Source organism: Actinokineospora fastidiosa (assembly GCF_014648415.1).
Taxonomy (GTDB): Bacteria; Actinomycetota; Actinomycetes; order Mycobacteriales; family Pseudonocardiaceae; genus Actinokineospora; species Actinokineospora fastidiosa.
Genome location: NZ_BMRB01000001.1, coordinates 1,545,216 through 1,564,794 on the forward strand (window position 1 = coordinate 1,545,216; position 19,579 = coordinate 1,564,794).

15 protein-coding genes are annotated in these 19,579 nt (G+C 70.0%); 11 read left to right on the forward strand and 4 right to left on the reverse strand.

Features of this window, described 5'->3' with window-relative positions; genetic code table 11:
• The first annotated feature begins 1 nt into the window (after window position 1).
• From IEY98_RS07425 to IEY98_RS07475, 11 genes are all read left to right on the forward strand, one after another.
• Entirely contained in the window at window positions 2-838 is an 837-nt protein-coding gene (locus tag IEY98_RS07425; protein ID WP_189209472.1) for an MlaE family ABC transporter permease, read from the forward strand.
• Entirely contained in the window at window positions 835-2,178 is a 1,344-nt protein-coding gene (locus IEY98_RS07430) for an MCE family protein (RefSeq protein WP_189209473.1), read from the forward strand. Before IEY98_RS07425 ends, IEY98_RS07430 begins: the two co-directional genes overlap by 4 nt.
• Window positions 2,175-3,209: an MCE family protein gene (locus tag IEY98_RS07435; protein ID WP_189209474.1), complete on the forward strand. Its 1,035-nt coding sequence runs from the start codon at window positions 2,175-2,177 to the stop codon at window positions 3,207-3,209. The genes IEY98_RS07430 and IEY98_RS07435 overlap by 4 nt, the downstream gene beginning before the upstream one ends.
• The gene (locus tag IEY98_RS07440; RefSeq protein ID WP_189209475.1) at window positions 3,206-4,198 is read left to right on the forward strand and encodes an MCE family protein; all 993 of its coding nucleotides are present in this window, start codon (window positions 3,206-3,208) and stop codon (window positions 4,196-4,198) included. Before IEY98_RS07435 ends, IEY98_RS07440 begins: the two co-directional genes overlap by 4 nt.
• Complete coding sequence (locus IEY98_RS07445; RefSeq protein WP_189209476.1) at window positions 4,195-5,388, forward strand: MCE family protein; 1,194 nt, start codon at window positions 4,195-4,197, stop codon at window positions 5,386-5,388. The genes IEY98_RS07440 and IEY98_RS07445 overlap by 4 nt, the downstream gene beginning before the upstream one ends.
• On the forward strand, window positions 5,388-6,581 hold the full coding sequence (locus IEY98_RS07450) for an MCE family protein (protein WP_189209477.1): 1,194 nt from the start codon (window positions 5,388-5,390) through the stop codon (window positions 6,579-6,581). The genes IEY98_RS07445 and IEY98_RS07450 overlap by 1 nt, the downstream gene beginning before the upstream one ends.
• Window positions 6,581-7,837: an MCE family protein gene (locus tag IEY98_RS07455; protein WP_189209478.1), complete on the forward strand. Its 1,257-nt coding sequence runs from the start codon at window positions 6,581-6,583 to the stop codon at window positions 7,835-7,837. Before IEY98_RS07450 ends, IEY98_RS07455 begins: the two co-directional genes overlap by 1 nt.
• A 20-nt stretch (window positions 7,838-7,857) precedes the next feature.
• Window positions 7,858-8,430 (forward strand): Rv1363c family protein, encoded by a 573-nt coding sequence (locus tag IEY98_RS07460; protein ID WP_189209479.1) that lies wholly within the window; start codon window positions 7,858-7,860, stop codon window positions 8,428-8,430.
• A gap of 11 nt (window positions 8,431-8,441) precedes the next feature.
• Window positions 8,442-9,548, forward strand: coding sequence for a hypothetical protein (locus IEY98_RS07465; RefSeq protein WP_189209480.1), 1,107 nt, complete (start codon window positions 8,442-8,444; stop codon window positions 9,546-9,548).
• 356 nt (window positions 9,549-9,904) lie between these two features.
• Window positions 9,905-13,402, forward strand: coding sequence for a DNA-directed RNA polymerase subunit beta (gene rpoB / locus IEY98_RS07470; RefSeq protein ID WP_189209481.1), 3,498 nt, complete (start codon window positions 9,905-9,907; stop codon window positions 13,400-13,402).
• A gap of 85 nt (window positions 13,403-13,487) precedes the next feature.
• The gene (locus IEY98_RS07475; protein ID WP_189209482.1) at window positions 13,488-17,387 is read left to right on the forward strand and encodes a DNA-directed RNA polymerase subunit beta'; all 3,900 of its coding nucleotides are present in this window, start codon (window positions 13,488-13,490) and stop codon (window positions 17,385-17,387) included.
• 78 nt (window positions 17,388-17,465) lie between these two features.
• Here the strand turns inward: IEY98_RS07475 and IEY98_RS07480 are convergent, their stop codons facing one another.
• Genes IEY98_RS07480 through IEY98_RS07495 form a run of 4 tightly spaced genes read right to left on the reverse strand, consistent with a single transcriptional unit; the run spans window position 17,466 to window position 19,578 of the window.
• Window positions 17,466-17,912, reverse strand: coding sequence for a SitI3 family protein (locus IEY98_RS07480; RefSeq protein ID WP_189209483.1), 447 nt, complete (start codon window positions 17,910-17,912; stop codon window positions 17,466-17,468).
• 16 nt (window positions 17,913-17,928) lie between these two features.
• Entirely contained in the window at window positions 17,929-18,552 is a 624-nt protein-coding gene (locus IEY98_RS07485; protein ID WP_189209484.1) for a CdiA C-terminal domain-containing protein, read from the reverse strand.
• 7 nt (window positions 18,553-18,559) lie between these two features.
• On the reverse strand, window positions 18,560-19,261 hold the full coding sequence (locus tag IEY98_RS07490) for a WXG100 family type VII secretion target (RefSeq protein ID WP_189209485.1): 702 nt from the start codon (window positions 19,259-19,261) through the stop codon (window positions 18,560-18,562).
• Complete coding sequence (locus IEY98_RS07495) at window positions 19,258-19,578, reverse strand: type VII secretion target (protein ID WP_189209486.1); 321 nt, start codon at window positions 19,576-19,578, stop codon at window positions 19,258-19,260. Before IEY98_RS07495 ends, IEY98_RS07490 begins: the two co-directional genes overlap by 4 nt.
• Between the last annotated feature and the right edge of the window lies 1 nt (window position 19,579).

A 19,579-nucleotide genomic window follows, 5' to 3' on the forward strand; every position in this document is an offset into this window, starting at 1 on the left:
GATGACGCCACTGGACACCGCGCGCAAGGTCGTCGAGAAGCCGCTCGGCGCGCTCGACGACCTCGGCGACCAGCTCTCCTTCTACGTCCGCGCGCTCGCCTGGATCCCGAGGGCGCTGCGCCGGTACATGCGCGAGACGATGCGGCTGCTCGCCGAGGTGAGCTTCGGCTCCGGCGCGCTCGCCGTCATCGGCGGCACCGTCGGCGTCATGGTCGGGCTGACCGTGTTCACCGGCGTCGTGGTCGGCATGCAGGGCTACGCCGCGCTCGACCAGATCGGCACCGCGGCGTTCTCCGGGTTCGCCTCGGCCTACATCAACACCCGCGAGGTCGCGCCGCTGGTCGCCGGGCTCGCGCTGTCGGCGACCGTCGGCGCGGGCTTCACCGCCCAGCTCGGCGCGATGCGCATCTCCGAGGAGATCGACGCGCTGGAGGTCATGGCGGTCCCGAGCCTGCCGTTCCTGGTGACGACCCGGATCATCGCGGGCTTCATCGCGGTGATCCCGCTCTACATCATCGGGCTGCTGACGTCCTATCTGGCGTCGCGGACGATCATCGTGCACTTCTACCAGCAGTCGGCGGGCACCTACGACCACTACTTCAACCTGTTCCTCCCACCCGAGGACGTGTTCTGGTCGTTCGGCAAGGTGCTGATCTTCGCGGTGATCATCATCCTGTCGCACTGCTACTACGGCTACACCGCCAGCGGCGGCCCCGCTGGCGTGGGCGTGGCCGTGGGCCGCGCGGTCCGGATGACGATCGTGACCGTGGCGCTGGTCAACTTCTTCATCGGCTTCGCCATCTGGGGCACCACGACGACGGTGAGGATCGCGGGATGAGCGGCTTCGCGACGACCCTCAAGCGCAGGCTGTGGGGCCTGGCGTTCATCGCGGTGATCGCCGGGCTGGTCAGCCTCAGCATCGCGATGTACAACAAGGCGTTCACGCCGGTCGCCATGGTCACGCTGACCACGGACAAGGTCGGCAACCAGCTCGCCGTGCACTCCGACGTGAAGGTGCGCGGGCTCATCGTCGGCGAGGTCCGCCGGATCACCCCGACGGCGACCGGCGCGGAGCTGGACCTGGCCATCGACCCGGAGAAGATCGACGTCATCCCGGCGAACGTCTCCGCCCGGTTCCTGCCCAAGACCCTCTTCGGCGAGCGCTATGTCGCGCTGCAGATCCCCGACGAGCCGGTGTCCGCCCCGCTCGCCGCGGGCGCGGTCATCCCGCAGGACACCTCGGTGGAGGCCGTCGAGCTGGAGCAGGCGTTCGAGAGCCTGCTGCCGGTGCTGCAGGCCGTGCAGCCGCAGAAGCTCTCCAGCACCCTGACCGCGATCTCCACCGCCCTGGAGGGCCGCGGCGAGCAGCTGGGCGAGACGCTGTCCGAGCTGGGGGAGCTGGTCGGCGAGCTGAACCCGCACCTGCCCCAGCTGCGCGAGGACCTGGCCAAGCTGGCCGAGGTCAGCGACACCTACAGCGACGCGGCGCCGGACCTCATCCAGGCGCTGTCGGACATGACCGTCACCTCGCGGACCGTCGCCGAGCAGCGCGGCAACCTCGACGCGGTGTTCGCCACGGTGACCACGGCGGGCCGCGACCTCGACGCGTTCCTGCGCGCCAACCGGTCGAACCTGATCATGCTCGCGGACACCTCGCGGCCGACGCTGGAGACGCTGGCCCGGTACTCCCCGGAGTACCCGTGCCTGCTCAAGCTGATGGCCGAGAACGTCGACGCGCTCGACGTGGCCTTCGGCAAGGGCACCAACAAACCCGGCCTGCACGCCACCATCGAGGTCACCGTCAACCGCGGCCCGTACAAGCCCGGCGTCGACGAGCCGCGCTACGCCGAGGACCGCGGCCCGCGCTGCTACGACTTCGCGGAGTTCCCGAGCCCGTTCCCGCAGGCCCCGCCGGACGGCCCGCTCAACGACGGCTCGTCGTTCCCGCCGCCCGCCCGGCCCGCTGGCGACGGCCTGATCCCGCCGCAGAACACCGAGAAGACCACGCCCAGCGCCGCGGACGGCGGCGGGCTCGGCCTGCCGAACTCGCCGGAGGAGGTCGCCTTCGTGAACCAGCTGCTGGCGCCCGGCATGGGCGTCGAGGCCCACCAGGTGCCGACGTGGAGCACGCTGCTGCTCGGCCCGGCGCTGCGCGGCTCGGAGGTGAGCTTCGAGTGAGGAGCCTCGCCGCGCCGCTGGTCAAGCTGGCCCTGTTCATGGCGGTCACGGTCACCGCGACGGCCGTGCTGGCCATCAGCATCGCCAACGTCAACCTCAGCGAGACGACCACGTACAAGGCCCGGTTCACCGACGCCACGCTGCTGCTGCCCGGCGACGACGTGCGCATCGCCGGCGTGCGGGTCGGCCAGGTCGAGGAGGTGTCCATCGTGGACCGCAACCTCGCGATGGTCGAGTTCTCCGTGGCCGCCGAGCGCAGGCTGCCCGCGTCGGTCGGCGCGCAGATCAAGTTCCGCAACCTCGTCGGCCAGCGGTACGTCTCGCTGACCCAGGGCGCGGGGCACGACCCCAACGCCGTGCTGGAGCCGGGCGCGGAGATCCCGCTGGAGCGCACCCGGCCCGCGCTGGACCTGACCGAGCTGTTCAACGGGTTCAAGCCGCTGTTCCGGGCGCTCTCGCCCGAGCAGGTCAACCAGCTCAGCTACGAGATCATCCAGGTGCTGCAGGGCGAGGGCGGCACGGTCGAGTCGCTGTTGTCCCACACGGCGTCGCTGACCAGCACCATCGCCGCCAAGGACGAGGTCATCGGCCAGGTCATCGGCAACCTCAACGGCGTGCTCGACACCGTCAACGCCCGGGGCGAGCAGCTGTCGGAGGTGCTGGTGACGGTCCAGCAGCTGGTCAGCGGCCTGGCCGAGGACCGCGAGCCGATCGGCGACGCCATCGAGGCCATCGGCGGGCTCGCCGACACCACCTCGGGCCTGCTCGCCGACGCGCGCGCGCCGCTCAAGCAGGACATCGCCCACCTCGGCACGCTCGTCGACACCCTCAACGAGCACGAGCCGGTGGTCGAGCACTTCATCCGGTTCCTGCCGGAGAAGACCGCCGCGCTGACCCGCACGGCCAGCTACGGCTCCTGGTTCAACTTCTACCTCTGCGAAGCCTCCGGCGACATCGGCGTGCCCGGGCTGATCGAGCAGCCCATCAACCTGCCGCTGCTGCCCGCGAACCAGGCGAGGTGCACGGAATGAGGTCCTTCCGCTCCCGCAATCCCGTCCCCATCGGGATCGTCAGCCTCCTGGTGATCGGCCTGGTGCTGGTCGCCGCGGTCAACTCCGACGACCTGCCGGTCATCGGCGGCGGCACCACCTACAGCGCGGAGTTCCGCGAGGCGGCGGGCATCCAGGCCGACGACGAGGTGCGCATCGCGGGCATCAAGGTCGGCTCGGTCTCCGACGTCGAGCTCGACGGCGACCGCGTCGTGGTGTCGTTCAAGGTCAAGGACGCCTGGGTCGGCGACCGCAGCCGCGCCGACATCAAGATCAAGACGCTGCTGGGCCAGAAGTACCTCTCGCTCGACCCGGACGGCGACGCCGTGCTCGACCCCGGCACGCGCATCCCGCTGGAGCGCACGAGCGCGCCCTACGACGTGCTGGAGGCCTTCCGCGGGCTGGCCGACACCGTCAACGAGGTCGACACCGTCCAGCTCGCCAAGAGCTTCGAGGTCATCGCCGAGACCTTCGCCGACACCCCGGAGGAGGTCGGGGCCGCGCTGTCGGGCCTGCGGTCGCTGTCGGAGACGATCAGCTCCCGCGACCGCGAGCTGGCCAGGCTGCTGGCCAACACCCGCCAGGTCAGCCAGACCCTGGCCGACCGCGACGCCGAGCTGGTCCGGCTGCTGACCGACGGCAACCTGCTGCTCACCGAGATCAACAACCGGCGCAACGCGATCTCGACGCTGCTCAGCGGCACCCGCGCGCTGGCCAAGGAGCTGCAGGGCCTGGTCGCCGACAACTCCGAGCAGCTGGGGCCGGTGCTGGAGAGCCTCGACCAGCTGACCGCGATGCTGCAGCGCAACCAGGAGGCGCTGGGCGAGGGCATCCGGAAGTTCGCCCCGTTCGTGCGGCAGTTCAACAACGCGATCGGGAACGGCCGCTGGTTCGACAACTACATCTGCGGCCTGCTGCCGCCCGCCATCGGCGCGATCAACCAGCCGGGCTGTCTGGGGAGGCCGTCATGAGCAGGTTCGCGACCAAGGCGGGGCACGACCTGGCGCGCGCGGTCGCCATCGCCTGCGTGCTCGGCCTCGTGCTGGCCACCGCGCTCTGGTACTTCCTGCGCGAGGCCAACGAGCGCTCCTACACCGCGATGTTCGCGGGCACCGTCGGCCTCTACGAGGACAACGACGTGCGCGTGCTCGGGGTGAAGGTCGGCAGCATCGACGAGATCATCCCGCGCGGCGACGTCGTCGAGGTGCGGATGAGCGTGGACCGCGCGGTCGACATCCCGGCGAACGCACAGGCGGTCATCGTGGCGCCGTCGCTGGTCTCCGACCGCTACGTCCAGCTGACCCCCGCCTACACCGGCGGCGAGGTGCTGGCCGCGGGCACCGTCATCCCGCGCGAGCGCACCGCCACCCCGCTGGAGGTCGACGACCTCTACGCCAGCCTCTCCCGGGTCAGCGAGACCCTCGGCCCGAACGGCGCCAACAAGGACGGCGCGCTGTCGGACCTGCTGAGCACCATGGCCGCCAACCTGGAGGGCAACGGCAAGGCGCTCAACGACACGATCACCTCGCTCGGGCAGCTGTCCACCACGCTCTCGGGCAACTCCGACGACCTGTTCGCCACGGTGGAGAACCTGCAGAAGCTCACCACCACGCTCGCGGGGAGCGACCAGGCGGTCAACGACTTCAACGTCCAACTCGCCCAGGCGTCGGAGTTCCTGGCCAGCGAGCGCGGCAACCTCGCCGCCGCCGTCGACCAGCTCGGGATCGCCCTGGGCGTGGTGCAGAAGTTCATCGACGACAACCGCGGCGCGCTGAAGTCCAACGTGGACAAGCTGGCCTCGATCACCGGCGTGCTGGTCGAGCAGCGGGCGGCGCTGGCCGAGACCCTGGACATCGCCCCGTTGGCGCTGAGCAACATCGTCAACTCCTACAACGCGTCCTCCGGCACCCTGGACGCCCGGTCCAACATCAACGAGCTGACGAACCCGCCCATCGTCACCCTGTGCAACCTGGTCAAGCAGACCCCGCCGCAGGAGCTGCCGAACCCGCTGGCCGACGCGTGCGCGCAGCTCGCGCCGATCCTGCAGGGCGCGGTGCCGCTGCCCTCGCCCGCCCAGGTCATCGACGGCATGCGCAAGGGCCAGCTGCCCATGCTGCCGCTGCCGATCGCGGGCGACCCGCTGAGCTCGGGAGGCAACTGATGCCCGTGAAGCGCACGCTGATGGCCGTGCTCGGCTCGGCCGCCCTGGTCTCCGGGTGCGGGTTCACCGGCATCTACGACCTGCCGCTGCCCGGCGGCGCCGACCTCGGCGGCGAGCCGTACTCGGTGCGCGTGCAGTTCCGCGACGTGCTCGACCTGGTGCCGCAGTCCGCGGTGAAGGTCAACGAGGTCGCCGTGGGCCGGGTCGACACCGTCTCGCTGGCCCCCGACGGCTGGACGGCCGAGCTGACCCTGCTGGTCAACGGCGACGTCAAGCTGCCTGCCAACGCCCTGGCCAAGATCCGCCAGTCCAGCCTGCTCGGCGAGAAGTACGTCGAGCTGAGCCCGCCGTCGGACCCGCAGGGCTCCTTGGCGGACGGGGCGCTGATCCCGGTGGAGCGGACCAACCGCAACACCGAGGTCGAGGAGGTGCTCGGCGCCCTGTCGATGCTGCTCAACGGCGGCGGCGTCGAGCAGCTGCAGGACATCGCCAAAGAGGTGAACGCCGCCCTGGCAGGCAACGAGGACGACATCAAGGCCCTGCTCGACAACCTCAACACCGCCGTCGCCACGCTCGACGCGGGCAAGGACGACATCACCCGCGCCCTCGACGGCATCAACCGGCTCGCCGCGACGCTGAACGCCCAGCGCGACCAGATCGCGGGCGTCATCGACGACATCGGGCCCGGCCTGGCCGTGCTGCACGAGCAGCGCCGCCAGCTCGTGACCATGCTGCAGAGCCTGGAGTCGCTGGGCGAGGTCGCCGTCGACACGGTCAACCGCAGCCACGCCGACCTCGTGGCCGACCTGAAGGCGCTGGCCCCGACCCTGCAGAAGCTCGGTGAGGCGGGCGCGGACCTGCCCAAGTCGCTTGAGCTGCTGCTGACCTTCCCGTTCACCGACCAGGCGGCCAAGGGCGTCAAGGGCGACTACTTCAACCTCTACGCCAAGCTCGACCTCGACCTGACCAACGTGCTGGACAACCTGGGCCGCAGCAGGCAGAACCCGCTGCGGGACCTGGGCCTGCCCGACCAGCTCGGCGGTCTGGCGGGCGGGCAGGACGGGGTGCCGGAGAACGCGCCCGACCCGCTGCCGCTGCCCTCGGTGACCCCGCAGACGCCCGCCGCCCAGCCGCCGTCGGGCGGGACGCCCGGCGGCAGCATCTTCGACGTCCTGCTGGGAGGCGGCGCCTGATGCTGACCAGGACAGTGCGGCTGCAGCTCGTCGCCTTCTTCGTGATCGCCGTGGTCGCGGTCGTCTACGCGCTGTTCCGGTTCACCGAGATCGGCAGGGCGTTCGGCGCCAACGGCTACCGGGTGACCATGGAGCTGGCCGACTCCGGCGGGATCTTCACCAACGCCGAGGTCACCTACCGCGGGGTCAACGTCGGGCGGGTCGGCGACATCCGGCTCACCCGCGAGGGCATCGAGGTGGACCTGAACATCGAGCCCGAGGCCCCGCCGATCCCGGCCGACCTCGACGCCGTGGTCGCCAACCGCTCCGCCGTGGGCGAGCAGTACGTCGACCTGCGGCCGCGCCACGACGGCGGGGAGCTGCTGGCCGAGGGCGCGCGCATCACCGACGACCGCACCTCCGTCCCGGTCGGCACCGACAAGGTCATCCGCGACCTGGACGGCCTCGCCTCATCCGTGCCGGTCGACGACCTGCGCGTGGTGGTCGACGAGCTGCACCAGGCGTTCACCGGGACCGGCGACGACCTGCAGGCCCTGCTCGACAGCACCGGCGAGTTCACCGCCGCCGCCCGCGCCGCGCTGCCGGAGACGGTGAAGCTGATCGAGGACGGTGCGATCGTGCTCGACACCCAGCTGGCGCAGTCGGGCAACATCAAGAGCTTCGCCGAGGACCTGCGCCTGCTCGGCGAGCAGCTGCGCGGCTCCGACGCCGACATCCGCGAGCTGATCGCGGCCGCGCCGCCCGCCGCGGCGTCGGTCACCGGCCTGCTGCGCGAGAGCGGGCCGGGGCTGGGCGTGCTGGTGGCGAACCTGCTGACCACGTCCAACCTGATGGTGACCCGCCAGGACGGCCTCGAACTCGCGCTGGTCGCCTACCCGGTGGTGGCCGTCGGCCCGAAGACGGTCGTGCCCGGCGACGGCACCGCCCACCTGGGCCTGGCGCTGAACCTGTTCGACCCGCCGCCGTGCACCCGCGGCTACGAGGGCACCAAGCAGCGCGCGGGCAACGAGCTGGAGCCGGTGCCGGAGAACTCCCAGGCGTACTGCGCCGAGCCGGTGGGCAGCCCCATCAGCGTCCGCGGCTCGCAGAACGCGCCCTACGGGGGCAAGCCCGTGCAGCCGACCCCCGACCAGCTCGAGGACAACGCCGACCGGCCGAGCGAGCAGCTCGCCGAGCTGGCGGGCGTGCCGGGCGTGGTCACCCAACCCGGTATCGGCAACCCCATCGGGCTGGCCGGCCTGCTCGGCCTCGGCTGACCTACGTACTCTGGAGCGCCATGACCAACCCCGAGCCCGTCGATCCCGAGCCCGTCGCCGAGGTGCGGACGAGGCCGGTGGGGAGACACCCGCTCGTGCTCGCGGCGACGGCGCTGCTCGTGCTCTGCGCGGCCGCGGCGGTCTGGTTCGGCGTCGCCTGGCTGCGCGCGGGCACCGATGACGCCCTGGACGTCGCCCGCGCCCGCGACGACGCCGTGCGGGCGGGCGAGCAGGCCGTCATCACCTTCCACACGATGGACTACCGCGACGTCGACGCGAACCTGGACCGCTGGGTCGCCGCGTCGACCGGCGACATGCTCGCCCAGTTGGAGCGCGGCCGGGCCAGCGGCAAGTCGGTGATCGAGCAGAGCAAGCGCGTCTCGACGGCCACCGTCTACAGCACCGCGGTGATCGACCTCAACGACACGACCGGCACGGCCACGATCATCAGCGCCGTCCACCAGAAGATCACCGAAGAGGGCGCCGAGGCCCCCGTCGACAAGTACCTGCGTGTCCAAGCCGCCCTGCAGCGCGGGGAGGCGGGCTGGAAGCTGTCCGGCCTGACCTACATCGCGCCGACCCCGGCAGGCTGAGAGGAAAGCCCGTGCCCACGCCCCCGCGCCGCCGCCCGGCCGGACCCCCGACCCGCCGCCCCAAGGTCGCGGGCCTGCGCAAGCCCGCCCGCCCCGACGTCCCCGACGTCCCCGACGAGACCGACGCCGGGACCGAGCCGCCCGCCCGCGACGAGCGGCCCGCGACCGGCGGAGCCCACCCGCAGGCCCGTCCCGACGCCCCCGTCTCGGACACCGCCATCACCGCGCCCGCCCCGGCGCCGCCCGCCGACGAGCCCGAGCCGGACATCGCCGACGAGCCCGTCGACGAGCCCGACACTGATCCCCAAAACGAGCAGGCGCCCGCCGACCCGGATGTCGCCGACAGCGACGAGCCCGTCACCCCGACGGTCACCGACGGCGTCATCACCGCCAGCCCGGCCGAGAAGAGTGACGAAAGTCACACAATTGACTCCGCTGAAGATGATCTCCCCCCGCGGCCGTCCCCGACCGGCAAGCGCCGGGCTGGCGGGCGGGCCGCGCCGAGGGACCTGGCCGTCGCCGAACGGTCGACGGGCGGTCGGACCAGGCCAAAGGCGGTCATCGACCCGGGCAAGCGGGCGCTGAACGGGGCGATCGCGCTGGCCGTCGTCGCCCTGCTCCTGGCCGCGCTCGGGCTCTACTTCAAGGGCCAGGCCGACCGGCTGACCTCCGGGGCGGACAAGGCCAACACCGCATTCACCGACGCGGCCGCCACCGCCGAGGTCAAGACGCAGATCGTCGCGGGCCTGGAGCGCGCGCTGTCCTACGACTACCGCGACCTCGACCGCACCGCCGCTGCGGTCAAGGAGGTGCTCGCGGGCCGGGCCGTCTGCGAGTACGACGCCATGTTCGGCCAGCTCAGGGAGCTCGCGCCCGCCCAGAAGCTGGTCCACACGACGATCGTCCGCGAGCTCGGCGTGCGCCAGCTGAGCGCCGACCGGGCCGAGGCGCTGGTCTTCATCGACCAGACCTCCACGCGGGTCGAGGAGGACCAGACGACCGCCAGCGGGGCCCAGCTCGGGGTCACCGCGGAGCGCGTCGACGGGGCCTGGAAGATCACCGAGTTCGACACGTTCAACCAGCCGCTGCCCAACGGTCAACCACTGCCCCAGTGCTGACACTCCATCCGTGGGATTGCCAGGCCCGGCGGCGCTACCACGCGTGTTTGTGCTGGTCAAGACGTGATCGCCGAGCGGCAGATGACTGCTGCAAAAGTGGTTTCGTTGGCGTGGCATCTTGACTGCCGGGGGTGCTGGGTTCAGGCTGTATCCGAGCAGCGACCTCGATCAGGAGGGCCGATTGAGCGCGGGCCTCGACAGTCGCCCTGTCAGTGGCTAGACTGCCCCTTTGCGCTGCCCATTTTCCGCACGCCCTTTGCCGAGAGCTAGGATGTTGGGCACCACGGCACCCTTGACAGTCGCGTGAGCTGTGCTAATGCGGCTGTCGACCGCTCATAGTCCTGGAAGGACGCATCTTGGCAGTCTCCCGCGCGACCAAGGCCACGCTTGCGACCAACTCCACCCAGTCCGAGATCCCGGGAGCCCCGAAGCGGGTCTCGTTCGCGAAGATCCGTGAGCCCCTGGGTACCCCCGACCTGCTGGACCTGCAGATCCAGTCGTTCGAGTGGTTCACCGGAGCCGAGGCGTGGTTCCAGCGCCGCGTCGACGCAGGCGAGGAGAACCCCGTCGGTGGGCTGGAGGAAGTCCTCAACGAGATCTCCCCGATCGAGGACTTCTCCGGGTCGATGTCCCTCTCCTTCTCCGACCCGCGCTTCGACGAGGTCAAGGCCTCCGTCGAGGAGTGCAAGGACAAGGACATGACCTACGCGGCGCCGCTGTTCGTCACCGCGGAGTTCACCAACAACACCACCGGCGAGATCAAGAGCCAGACGGTGTTCATGGGCGACTTCCCCGTGATGACGGACAAGGGCACCTTCATCATCAACGGCACCGAGCGTGTCGTGGTCTCCCAGCTGGTCCGCTCGCCCGGCGTCTACTTCGACACCTCGATCGACAAGACGACCGACAAGGACGTCTTCAGCGTCAAGATCATCCCCAGCCGCGGCGCGTGGCTGGAGTTCGACGTCGACAAGCGCGACACCGTCGGCGTGCGCATCGACCGCAAGCGCCGCCAGCCGGTCACCGTCCTGCTGAAGGCCCTCGGCTGGACCACCGAGGCCATCCGCGAGCGGTTCCACTTCTCCGAGACGCTGCTGGCGACCCTGGAGAAGGACCACACCGCGGGCACCGACGAGGCGCTGCTGGACATCTACCGCAAGCTGCGCCCGGGCGAGCCGCCGACGAAGGAGAGCGCCCAGACCCTCCTGGAGAACCTGTTCTTCAAGGACAAGCGCTACGACCTGGCCAAGGTCGGCCGCTACAAGGTCAACAAGAAGCTGGGCCTGAGCACCCCGATGTCCACCGGCGTGCTCACCGAGGACGACATCGTCACCACGATCGAGTACCTGGTGCGCCTGCACGCGGGCGAGACCACCATGACCTCCGGCGAGGGCGAGAACGCCATCGAGGTGCCGGTCGAGATCGACGACATCGACCACTTCGGCAACCGGCGCCTGCGCACCGTGGGCGAGCTGATCCAGAACCAGATCCGGGTCGGCCTGTCCCGCATGGAGCGCGTCGTCCGCGAGCGGATGACCACCCAGGACGTCGAGGCGATCACCCCGCAGACCCTGATCAACATCCGGCCCGTCGTGGCCGCGATCAAGGAGTTCTTCGGCACGTCGCAGCTCTCGCAGTTCATGGACCAGACGAACCCCGTCGCCGGGCTGACCCACAAGCGCCGCCTGTCGGCGCTGGGTCCGGGCGGTCTGTCCCGTGAGCGCGCGGGCATGGAGGTCCGCGACGTCCACCACAGCCACTACGGCCGCATGTGCCCGATCGAGACGCCGGAAGGCCCGAACATCGGCCTGATCGGCTCGCTGTCGAGCTACGCGCGGGTCAACCCGTTCGGCTTCATCGAGACCCCGTACCGCAAGGTCGTGGAGGGCCAGGTCACCGACCAGGTCGACTACCTGACCGCGGACGAGGAGGACCGGCACGTCATCGCCCAGGCCAACGCGCCGCTCGACGACCAGGGCCACTTCCTGGAGGAGCGCGTCCTGGTCCGCAAGAAGGGCGGCGAGGTCGAGTTCATCGAGCCGTTCGACGTCGACTACATGGACGTCTCGCCGCGGCAGATGGTCTCCGTGGCCACCGCCATGATCCCGTTCCTCGAGCACGACGCTGCCAACCGCGCGCTCATGGGCGCGAACATGCAGCGCCAGGCGGTCCCGCTGCTGCGCAGCGAGTCCCCGCTGGTCGGCACCGGCATGGAGCTGCGCGCCGCGGTCGACGGCGGCGACCTGGTCACCGCCGAGAAGGCGGGCGTGGTCGAGGAGGTCTCCGCGGACTTCATCACGATCATGGCCGACGACGGCTCCCGCCGGACCTACGGCCTGCACAAGTTCCGCCGGTCCAACCAGGGCACCTGCATCAACCAGAAGCCCATCGTCGACGAGGGCCAGCGGGTCGAGGTCGGCCAGGTCATCGCCGACGGGCCGTGCATCGAAGAGGGCGAGATGGCCCTCGGCAAGAACCTGCTCGTGGCGATCATGCCGTGGGAGGGCCACAACTACGAGGACGCGATCATCCTGTCGCAGCGCCTCGTCCAGGACGACGTCCTGACCTCGATCCACATCGACGAGCACGAGATCGACGCCCGCGACACCAAGCTGGGCGCCGAGGAGATCACCCGGGACATCCCGAACGTCTCCGAGGAGGTGCTCGCCGACCTCGACGAGCGCGGCATCGTGCGGATCGGCGCCGAGGTGAGCGCGGGCGACATCCTGGTCGGCAAGGTCACCCCGAAGGGCGAGACCGAGCTGACCCCGGAGGAGCGCCTGCTGCGCGCGATCTTCGGCGAGAAGGCCCGCGAGGTGCGCGACACCTCGCTGAAGGTCCCGCACGGCGAGTCCGGCAAGGTCATCGGCATCCGGGTGTTCTCCCGCGAGGACGAGGACGAGCTGCCCCCGGGCGTCAACGAGCTGGTCCGGGTCTACGTCGCCCAGAAGCGCAAGATCCAGGACGGCGACAAGCTCGCGGGCCGCCACGGCAACAAGGGCGTCATCGGCAAGATCCTGCCCGTGGAGGACATGCCGTTCCTCCCGGACGGCACGCCGGTCGACATCATCCTCAACACCCACGGCGTGCCGCGCCGAATGAACATCGGCCAGATCCTGGAGCTGCACCTCGGCTGGTGCGCGATGCAGGGCTGGTCGATCGATCCGGACGCGGAGTGGGCCAAGCAGCTGCCCGAGGACCTCTACGAGGTGGAGCCGGACACGAACACCGCGACCCCGGTGTTCGACGGCGCCAAGGAGAACGAGCTGATGGGCCTGCTCGCCTCCACCCGCCCGAACCGCGACGGCGAGCGCATGGTGCAGCCCGACGGCAAGGCGCAGCTGTTCGACGGCCGCAGCGGGGAGCCGTTCCCGCACCCGGTCGCCGTGGGCTACATGTACATCCTGAAGCTGCTGCACCTGGTGGACGACAAGATCCACGCCCGGTCCACCGGCCCGTACTCGATGATCACCCAGCAGCCGCTCGGTGGTAAGGCGCAGTTCGGTGGTCAGCGCTTCGGCGAGATGGAGTGCTGGGCCATGCAGGCCTACGGCGCCGCCTACACGCTGCAGGAGCTGCTCACGATCAAGTCCGACGACGTGCTCGGCCGGGTCAAGGTCTACGAGGCGATCGTCAAGGGCGAGAACATCCCGGAGCCGGGCATCCCGGAGTCCTTCAAGGTGCTCCTCAAGGAGCTGCAGTCGCTCTGCCTGAACGTGGAGGTGCTGTCGAGCGACGGCGCCGCCATCGAGATGCGCGACAGCGACGACGAGGACCTCGAGCGCGCCGCGGCCAACCTGGGCATCAACCTCTCCCGCAACGAGTCGCCCTCGGTGGACGACGTCGTGAACTGACAACCTCGCCGGTCGGGGGCCATCCGGCCCCCGGCCAGGCGCCGATCCCCCTAGCCATGACCCAAGAAGGGGAGAAGGAACCGACGTGCTGGACGTCAACTTCTTCGACGAGCTCCGCATCGGCCTGGCGACCGCAGACGACATCCGTCAGTGGTCCTTCGGCGAGGTGAAGAAGCCCGAGACCATCAACTACCGGACGCTGAAGCCGGAGAAGGATGGTCTGTTCTGCGAGAAGATCTTCGGTCCCACCCGGGACTGGGAGTGCTACTGCGGCAAGTACAAGCGCGTGCGCTTCAAGGGCATCATCTGTGAGCGCTGTGGCGTCGAGGTCACCCGCGCCAAGGTGCGCCGCGAGCGGATGGGCCACATCGAGCTGGCCGCGCCGGTCACCCACATCTGGTACTTCAAGGGCGTGCCGTCCCGGCTGGGCTACCTGCTGGACCTGGCCCCGAAGGACCTCGAGAAGATCATCTACTTCGCGGCCTACGTGATCACCGGCGTGAACACCGAGCTGCGGCACAACGACCTGCCCACGCTGGAGTCCGAGATGGGCGTCGAGCGCAAGCAGGTCGAGAACAAGCGCGACGCCGACATCGAGGCCAGGGCCCAGAAGCTGGAGGGCGACCTGGCCCAGCTGGAGGCCGAGGGCGCCAAGTCCGACGTGCGCCGCAAGGTCAAGGAGGGCGGCGAGCGCGAGATGCGCCAGCTCCGCGACCGGGCCCAGCGCGAGCTGGACCGGCTCGAGGAGATCTGGAGCACCTTCACCAAGCTCGAGCCCAAGCAGCTCATCGCCGACGAACTGCTCTACCGCGAGCTGATCGACCGCTACGGCGACTACTTCACCGGCGCCATGGGCGCCGAGGCCATCCAGACGCTGCTGCGCGACTTCGACGTCGACGCCGAGGCGGACATCCTGCGCGAGGTCATCCGCTCGGGCAAGGGCCAGAAGAAGCTGCGCGCGCTCAAGCGGCTCAAGGTCGTGGCCGCCTTCCAGGCGACCCGCAACTCGCCGATGGGCATGGTGCTGGACTGCGTCCCGGTCATCCCGCCGGACCTGCGCCCGATGGTGCAGCTCGACGGTGGCCGCTTCGCGACCTCCGACCTCAACGACCTGTACCGCCGGGTGATCAACCGCAACAACCGGTTGAAGCGGCTGATCGACCTCGGCGCGCCCGAGATCATCGTCAACAACGAGAAGCGGATGCTGCAGGAGGCCGTCGACGCGCTGTTCGACAACGGCCGCCGCGGCAGGCCGGTGACCGGCCCGGGCAACCGCCCGCTCAAGTCGCTGTCCGACCTGCTCAAGGGCAAGCAGGGCCGGTTCCGCCAGAACCTGCTCGGCAAGCGCGTCGACTACTCCGGCCGTTCGGTCATCATCGTCGGCCCGCAGCTGAAGCTGCACCAGTGCGGCCTGCCCAAGGCGATGGCGCTGGAGCTGTTCAAGCCGTTCGTGATGAAGCGGCTCGTCGACCTCAACCACGCGCAGAACATCAAGTCCGCCAAGCGGATGGTGGAGCGCGCGCGGCCCGCGGTGTGGGACGTGCTGGAAGAGGTCATCAACGAGCACCCGGTGCTGCTCAACCGCGCCCCGACCCTGCACCGCCTGGGCATCCAGGCCTTCGAGCCGCAGCTGGTCGAGGGCAAGGCCATCCAGCTGCACCCGCTGGTGTGCGAGGCGTTCAACGCCGACTTCGACGGCGACCAGATGGCGGTGCACCTGCCGCTGTCGGCCGAGGCGCAGGCCGAGGCCCGCATCCTCATGCTGTCCAGCCACAACATCCTGTCCCCGGGCTCGGGTCGCCCGCTGGCCATGCCGCGTCTGGACATGGTCACCGGCATCTACTACCTGACCCGGCTCAAGGAGGACGGCGTCGGCGCCGGGCAGGCGTTCTCGTCCCCGGCCGAGGCGATCATGGCCTACGACCGGGGCGCGATCAGCCTGCAGTCGCCGGTCAAGATCCGCATCACCGACCGCACGCCCGGCCCGGGCATGGTCGGCGACGACTGGACCCCCGGCACGCCGTGGCTGGCCGAGACGACGCTGGGCCGGGTGCTGTTCAACGACCTGCTCCCGGCGGACTACCCGTTCATCAACGAGCTGCTGCCCAAGAAGCGCCAGGCGGCGATCGTGAACGACCTCGCCGAGCGCTACCCGATGGTGGCCGTGGCGCAGACGCTGGACAAGCTCAAGGACGCGGGCTTCTACTACGCGACCCGCTCCGGCGTCACCATCTCGATCTCGGACGTGCTCGTCCCGGAGGCCAAGCAGGGCATCCTCGACGACTACGAGAGCAAGGCCGACACGGTCGAGAAGCGCTACCAGCGCGGTCAGCTGTCGCTCTCCGAGCGCAACAGCGAGCTGGTGCAGGTCTGGGCGAAGGCCACCGACGAGGTCGCCCGGGTCATGGAGGAGAACTTCCCCGACGACAACCCGATCCCGATGATCGTCAAGTCGGGCGCGGCGGGCAACATGACCCAGATCCGTCAGCTCGCGGGCATGAACGGCCTGGTCACCAACCCGCGCGGTGAGTTCATCCCGCGGCCGATCAAGGCCAACTTCCGCGAGGGCCTGTCGGTGCTGGAGTACTTCATCGCCACGCACGGCGCCCGCAAGGGTCTGGCCGACACCGCGCTGCGCACCGCCGACTCGGGCTACCTGACCCGTCGTCTGGTGGACGTCTCGCAGGACGTCATCGTGCGCGAGGTCGACTGCGGCACGACCCGCGGCATCGTCATGCCGCTGGGCGTGCGCAACGCCGACGGCACGGCGGTGCGCCACCAGCACGTGGAGACCGGCGTGTACGCGCGCTGCGTCGCCGAGGACGTCACCGACGCCGACGGCAACGTGCTGATGAACCGCGCCGACGACCTCGGCGACCCGGCGATCGAGAAGCTGCTGTCCAGCGGCGTGCTCAAGGTGAAGGTCCGCTCGGTCCTGACCTGCGAGGCCGCGGTCGGCGTGTGCGCGACCTGCTACGGCCGCTCGATGGCGACCGGCCAGCTGGTCGACATCGGCGAGGCCGTCGGCATCGTCGCCGCCCAGTCCATCGGTGAGCCGGGCACGCAGCTGACGATGCGCACCTTCCACCAGGGTGGTGTGGCCGGAGACGACATCACCACCGGTCTGCCGCGTGTCCAGGAGCTGTTCGAGGCCCGCCAGCCCAAGGGCAAGGCCCCGATCGCCGACACCGACGGCCGCGTGCGGATCGAGGACGGCGACCGCTACTGGAAGATCACGATCATCCCGGACGACGGTTCCGAGGAGATCGTGATGGACAAGCTGTCCAAGCGCCAGCGCCTCGCGCTGACGCCGGACGGCCCGCTCGCCGACGGCGACCACGTGGCGGTCGGCCAGCAGCTGCTGGAGGGCACCCCGGACCCGCACGAGGTGCTGCGCGTGATGGGCCCGCGCGAGGCCCAGCTGCACCTGGTGGACGAGGTCCAGAAGGTGTACCGGGCGCAGGGCGTGTCGATCCACGACAAGCACATCGAGGTCATCGTCCGCCAGATGCTGCGCCGGGTGACCATCCTGGACAGCGGCGCCACCGAGTTCCTGCCCGGCGCGCTGATCGAGCGCGCCGAGTTCGAGTCGGAGAACCGCCGCGTGGTGGCGGCAGGCGGCGAGCCCGCCTCCGGCCGCCCGGTCCTGATGGGCATCACGAAGGCCTCGCTGGCCACGGACTCCTGGCTGTCGGCCGCCTCCTTCCAGGAGACGACCCGCGTGCTGACCGACGCGGCCATCAACGGCCGCAGCGACAAGCTCGTCGGCCTGAAGGAGAACGTGATCATCGGAAAGCTGATCCCGGCCGGTACCGGCATCAACAAGTACCGGAACATCCAGGTCCAGCCCACCGAGGAGGCCCGCGTGGCCGCCTACGCCATCCCGAGCTACGACGACGGGTACTACACCCCGGACGTCTTCGGCACGGGCACCGGCGCTGCCGTCCCGCTGGACGACTACGACTTCGGCCGCGACTACCGCTGACGGCCGCCAGTCGACGGAAAGGCCCCGCGAGCTTCGGCTCGCGGGGCCTTTCCCGTTTCCGGTCCTGTCTCGCTCAGCTCAGCTGAACGCCAGGTGCGCCCGCTGGTACGGCCACGGCAGCAAGGCGAGCTGTGCGGGCTTCCACAGGCTGTCGTTGACGGTCAGCTCGCCGTTCCGGCGCAGCAGCCACACCTCGTCGTGCTCGAAATGCAGCAGGGCGTCCCCGGGAATCGCGGCCAGCACGGCGACGACCAGGCGGAAGGCGTCGGTCTCCTGCGCCTCGAAATCACCGGTCTTGCTCAGCCCGAAGTAGGCCTCGATCGTCGGGGCGAAGCCGAACTGCTCCTCCACCGGGTCGGGCGGGTCGTACTCGGCGACGTCGACGTCGAACCAGCCGCCGCCGCGCAGCGTTCCCTTCGTGCCCTCGTGCCGGTCGACCGCCCCCGAGCCCGCGGCGACCATGGCGGACACGACGGCCTTCGGGGCGACCGGCGCGCCGAGTTCGAGTTTGTAGGTGATGGACACGGGTCACGTCCTGCCGTCACTGGGGGAAGGCATCGATGATGGTGCCGTTCTTGTCAATGATCTTGACCTCCTGCAGTCCCCTGACGTGCGGGAGGATCGCCTTCATCTCCTCCACCGTCATGGGGCTGCGCTCCATGTTGATGACGATACTGCCGGACTGCTTCTTGACCTTGTCCCGCAGTTCGCTGCGCAGGCTGTTGCGGTTGTCGCTGCTCGGCGCGTAGCAGTCCCACAGCCGACCCTCGATGTTGTAGTCGGGGTCGCTGGTGCCGTTCGCGCCCTTCTCGCCGGTGTTCTGGCTGATCCGGTACCCGGCCCTGGCGAGGATGGTCGCCGTGTCGTTCTCGATCCGGTGGCCCTCGCGCTGCTTCGGGCTGCCGGTGGAGGTGTCGGTCGGCGTCCCGCCGGGCTTGGCGTTCGGGTCGGGCTGCCCGGACGGCCTGGTGTGCGTCGACTGGCTAGGGGTGGTGGGGTTGGTCTGGCCCTGGCCGCTGCCCGGCTCACCGCGGGAGATGGTCGTCTCGGCGCTGGTGAGCGCGCTGTCGACGCCGTTGCCCGCGTTGACGCCGCCGCCGGTCTGCGGAGGCCGGTCGGGGGAGCCGGGGCTGCCGTTGCCGGGCGTCCTTGGTTTGGGTGTCACGGCCGCCCTACCCGTTGAGGAGCTTGGTCAGGTTGGTCAGGCTGGTGATCAGCGCCATCGTGTAGGTCAGGATGCGACCCGCCCACTTCACGACCGCGGCGGCGATCTGCGAGGCGATGACCGGGATGGTCACCACGAAGACCGCCTCCACCACCCAGACGATCACCCGGGCGACCAGGTCGGCGATCAGGTCGCGCACGATCTCCCTGGTCAGCTCCACCAGTCCGCCCGCGCCCTCGGTGGCCGCGGCCATCGCCGCGGAGATCGCGCCGAGCGCGGCCAGCCCGTCGACGTTGTTGACCATCAGGGCGCGGTAGGCGTCGGCGGCCGGGCCGGTCCAGCCGGGCAGGTCGCTGTTGAGGTGGTTGCCCAGTTCCTCGGACATGGCGTGCAGTTCGGTGGCCATGTTGTTCCACGTCGCCGCGTGCGAGGCCACGACGTCGGGCTTGCCGGTGAGCTCGTCGAGCATCTGGCGCAGGGGCTCGAAGTACTCCATCGCCCACCCGATCCCGTTGGCCAGCAGGGCGCTGATCGGGTCCATCACCGTCGCGGCGACCTCGACGCCCAGCTGGGCGCCCGCGAGCAGGTCGTCGACCCACCCGTCGCTCTTGATGGCGTCGACCAGGCCCTCGATGCTGTCGGCCAGGCCCGAGCCGGTCCAGACCTCGCGGCTGGACTCGACCGGCGCGACGAGCGAGTCGTCGGTCATCGCGGGCCGCCCTGGTACACCCCGTCGATCATCAGGGCGTTGGCGTCCTCGGTCGCCTCGTACTCAGCGGCGCTCGCCCGCAGTTCCGCCGCGACCAGCGACAGGTTGTTCTCCAGCCGCGCGATCAGCGCGTCCTGCCGGGCGTGCTTGTCCTCCAGGATCCCGGAGATCCACCCGCACAGCAGGCCGTAGGCGCTGTCGTCCCGCGCGATGTGCGAACTCGCCGCCTTCACCGCCTCGAACCGGGCCTTGACGGCCTCGACGTTGGCCGCGTGCGCCCGCAACTGCTCGATCTCGACGCCGAACCCGCCCGCCATG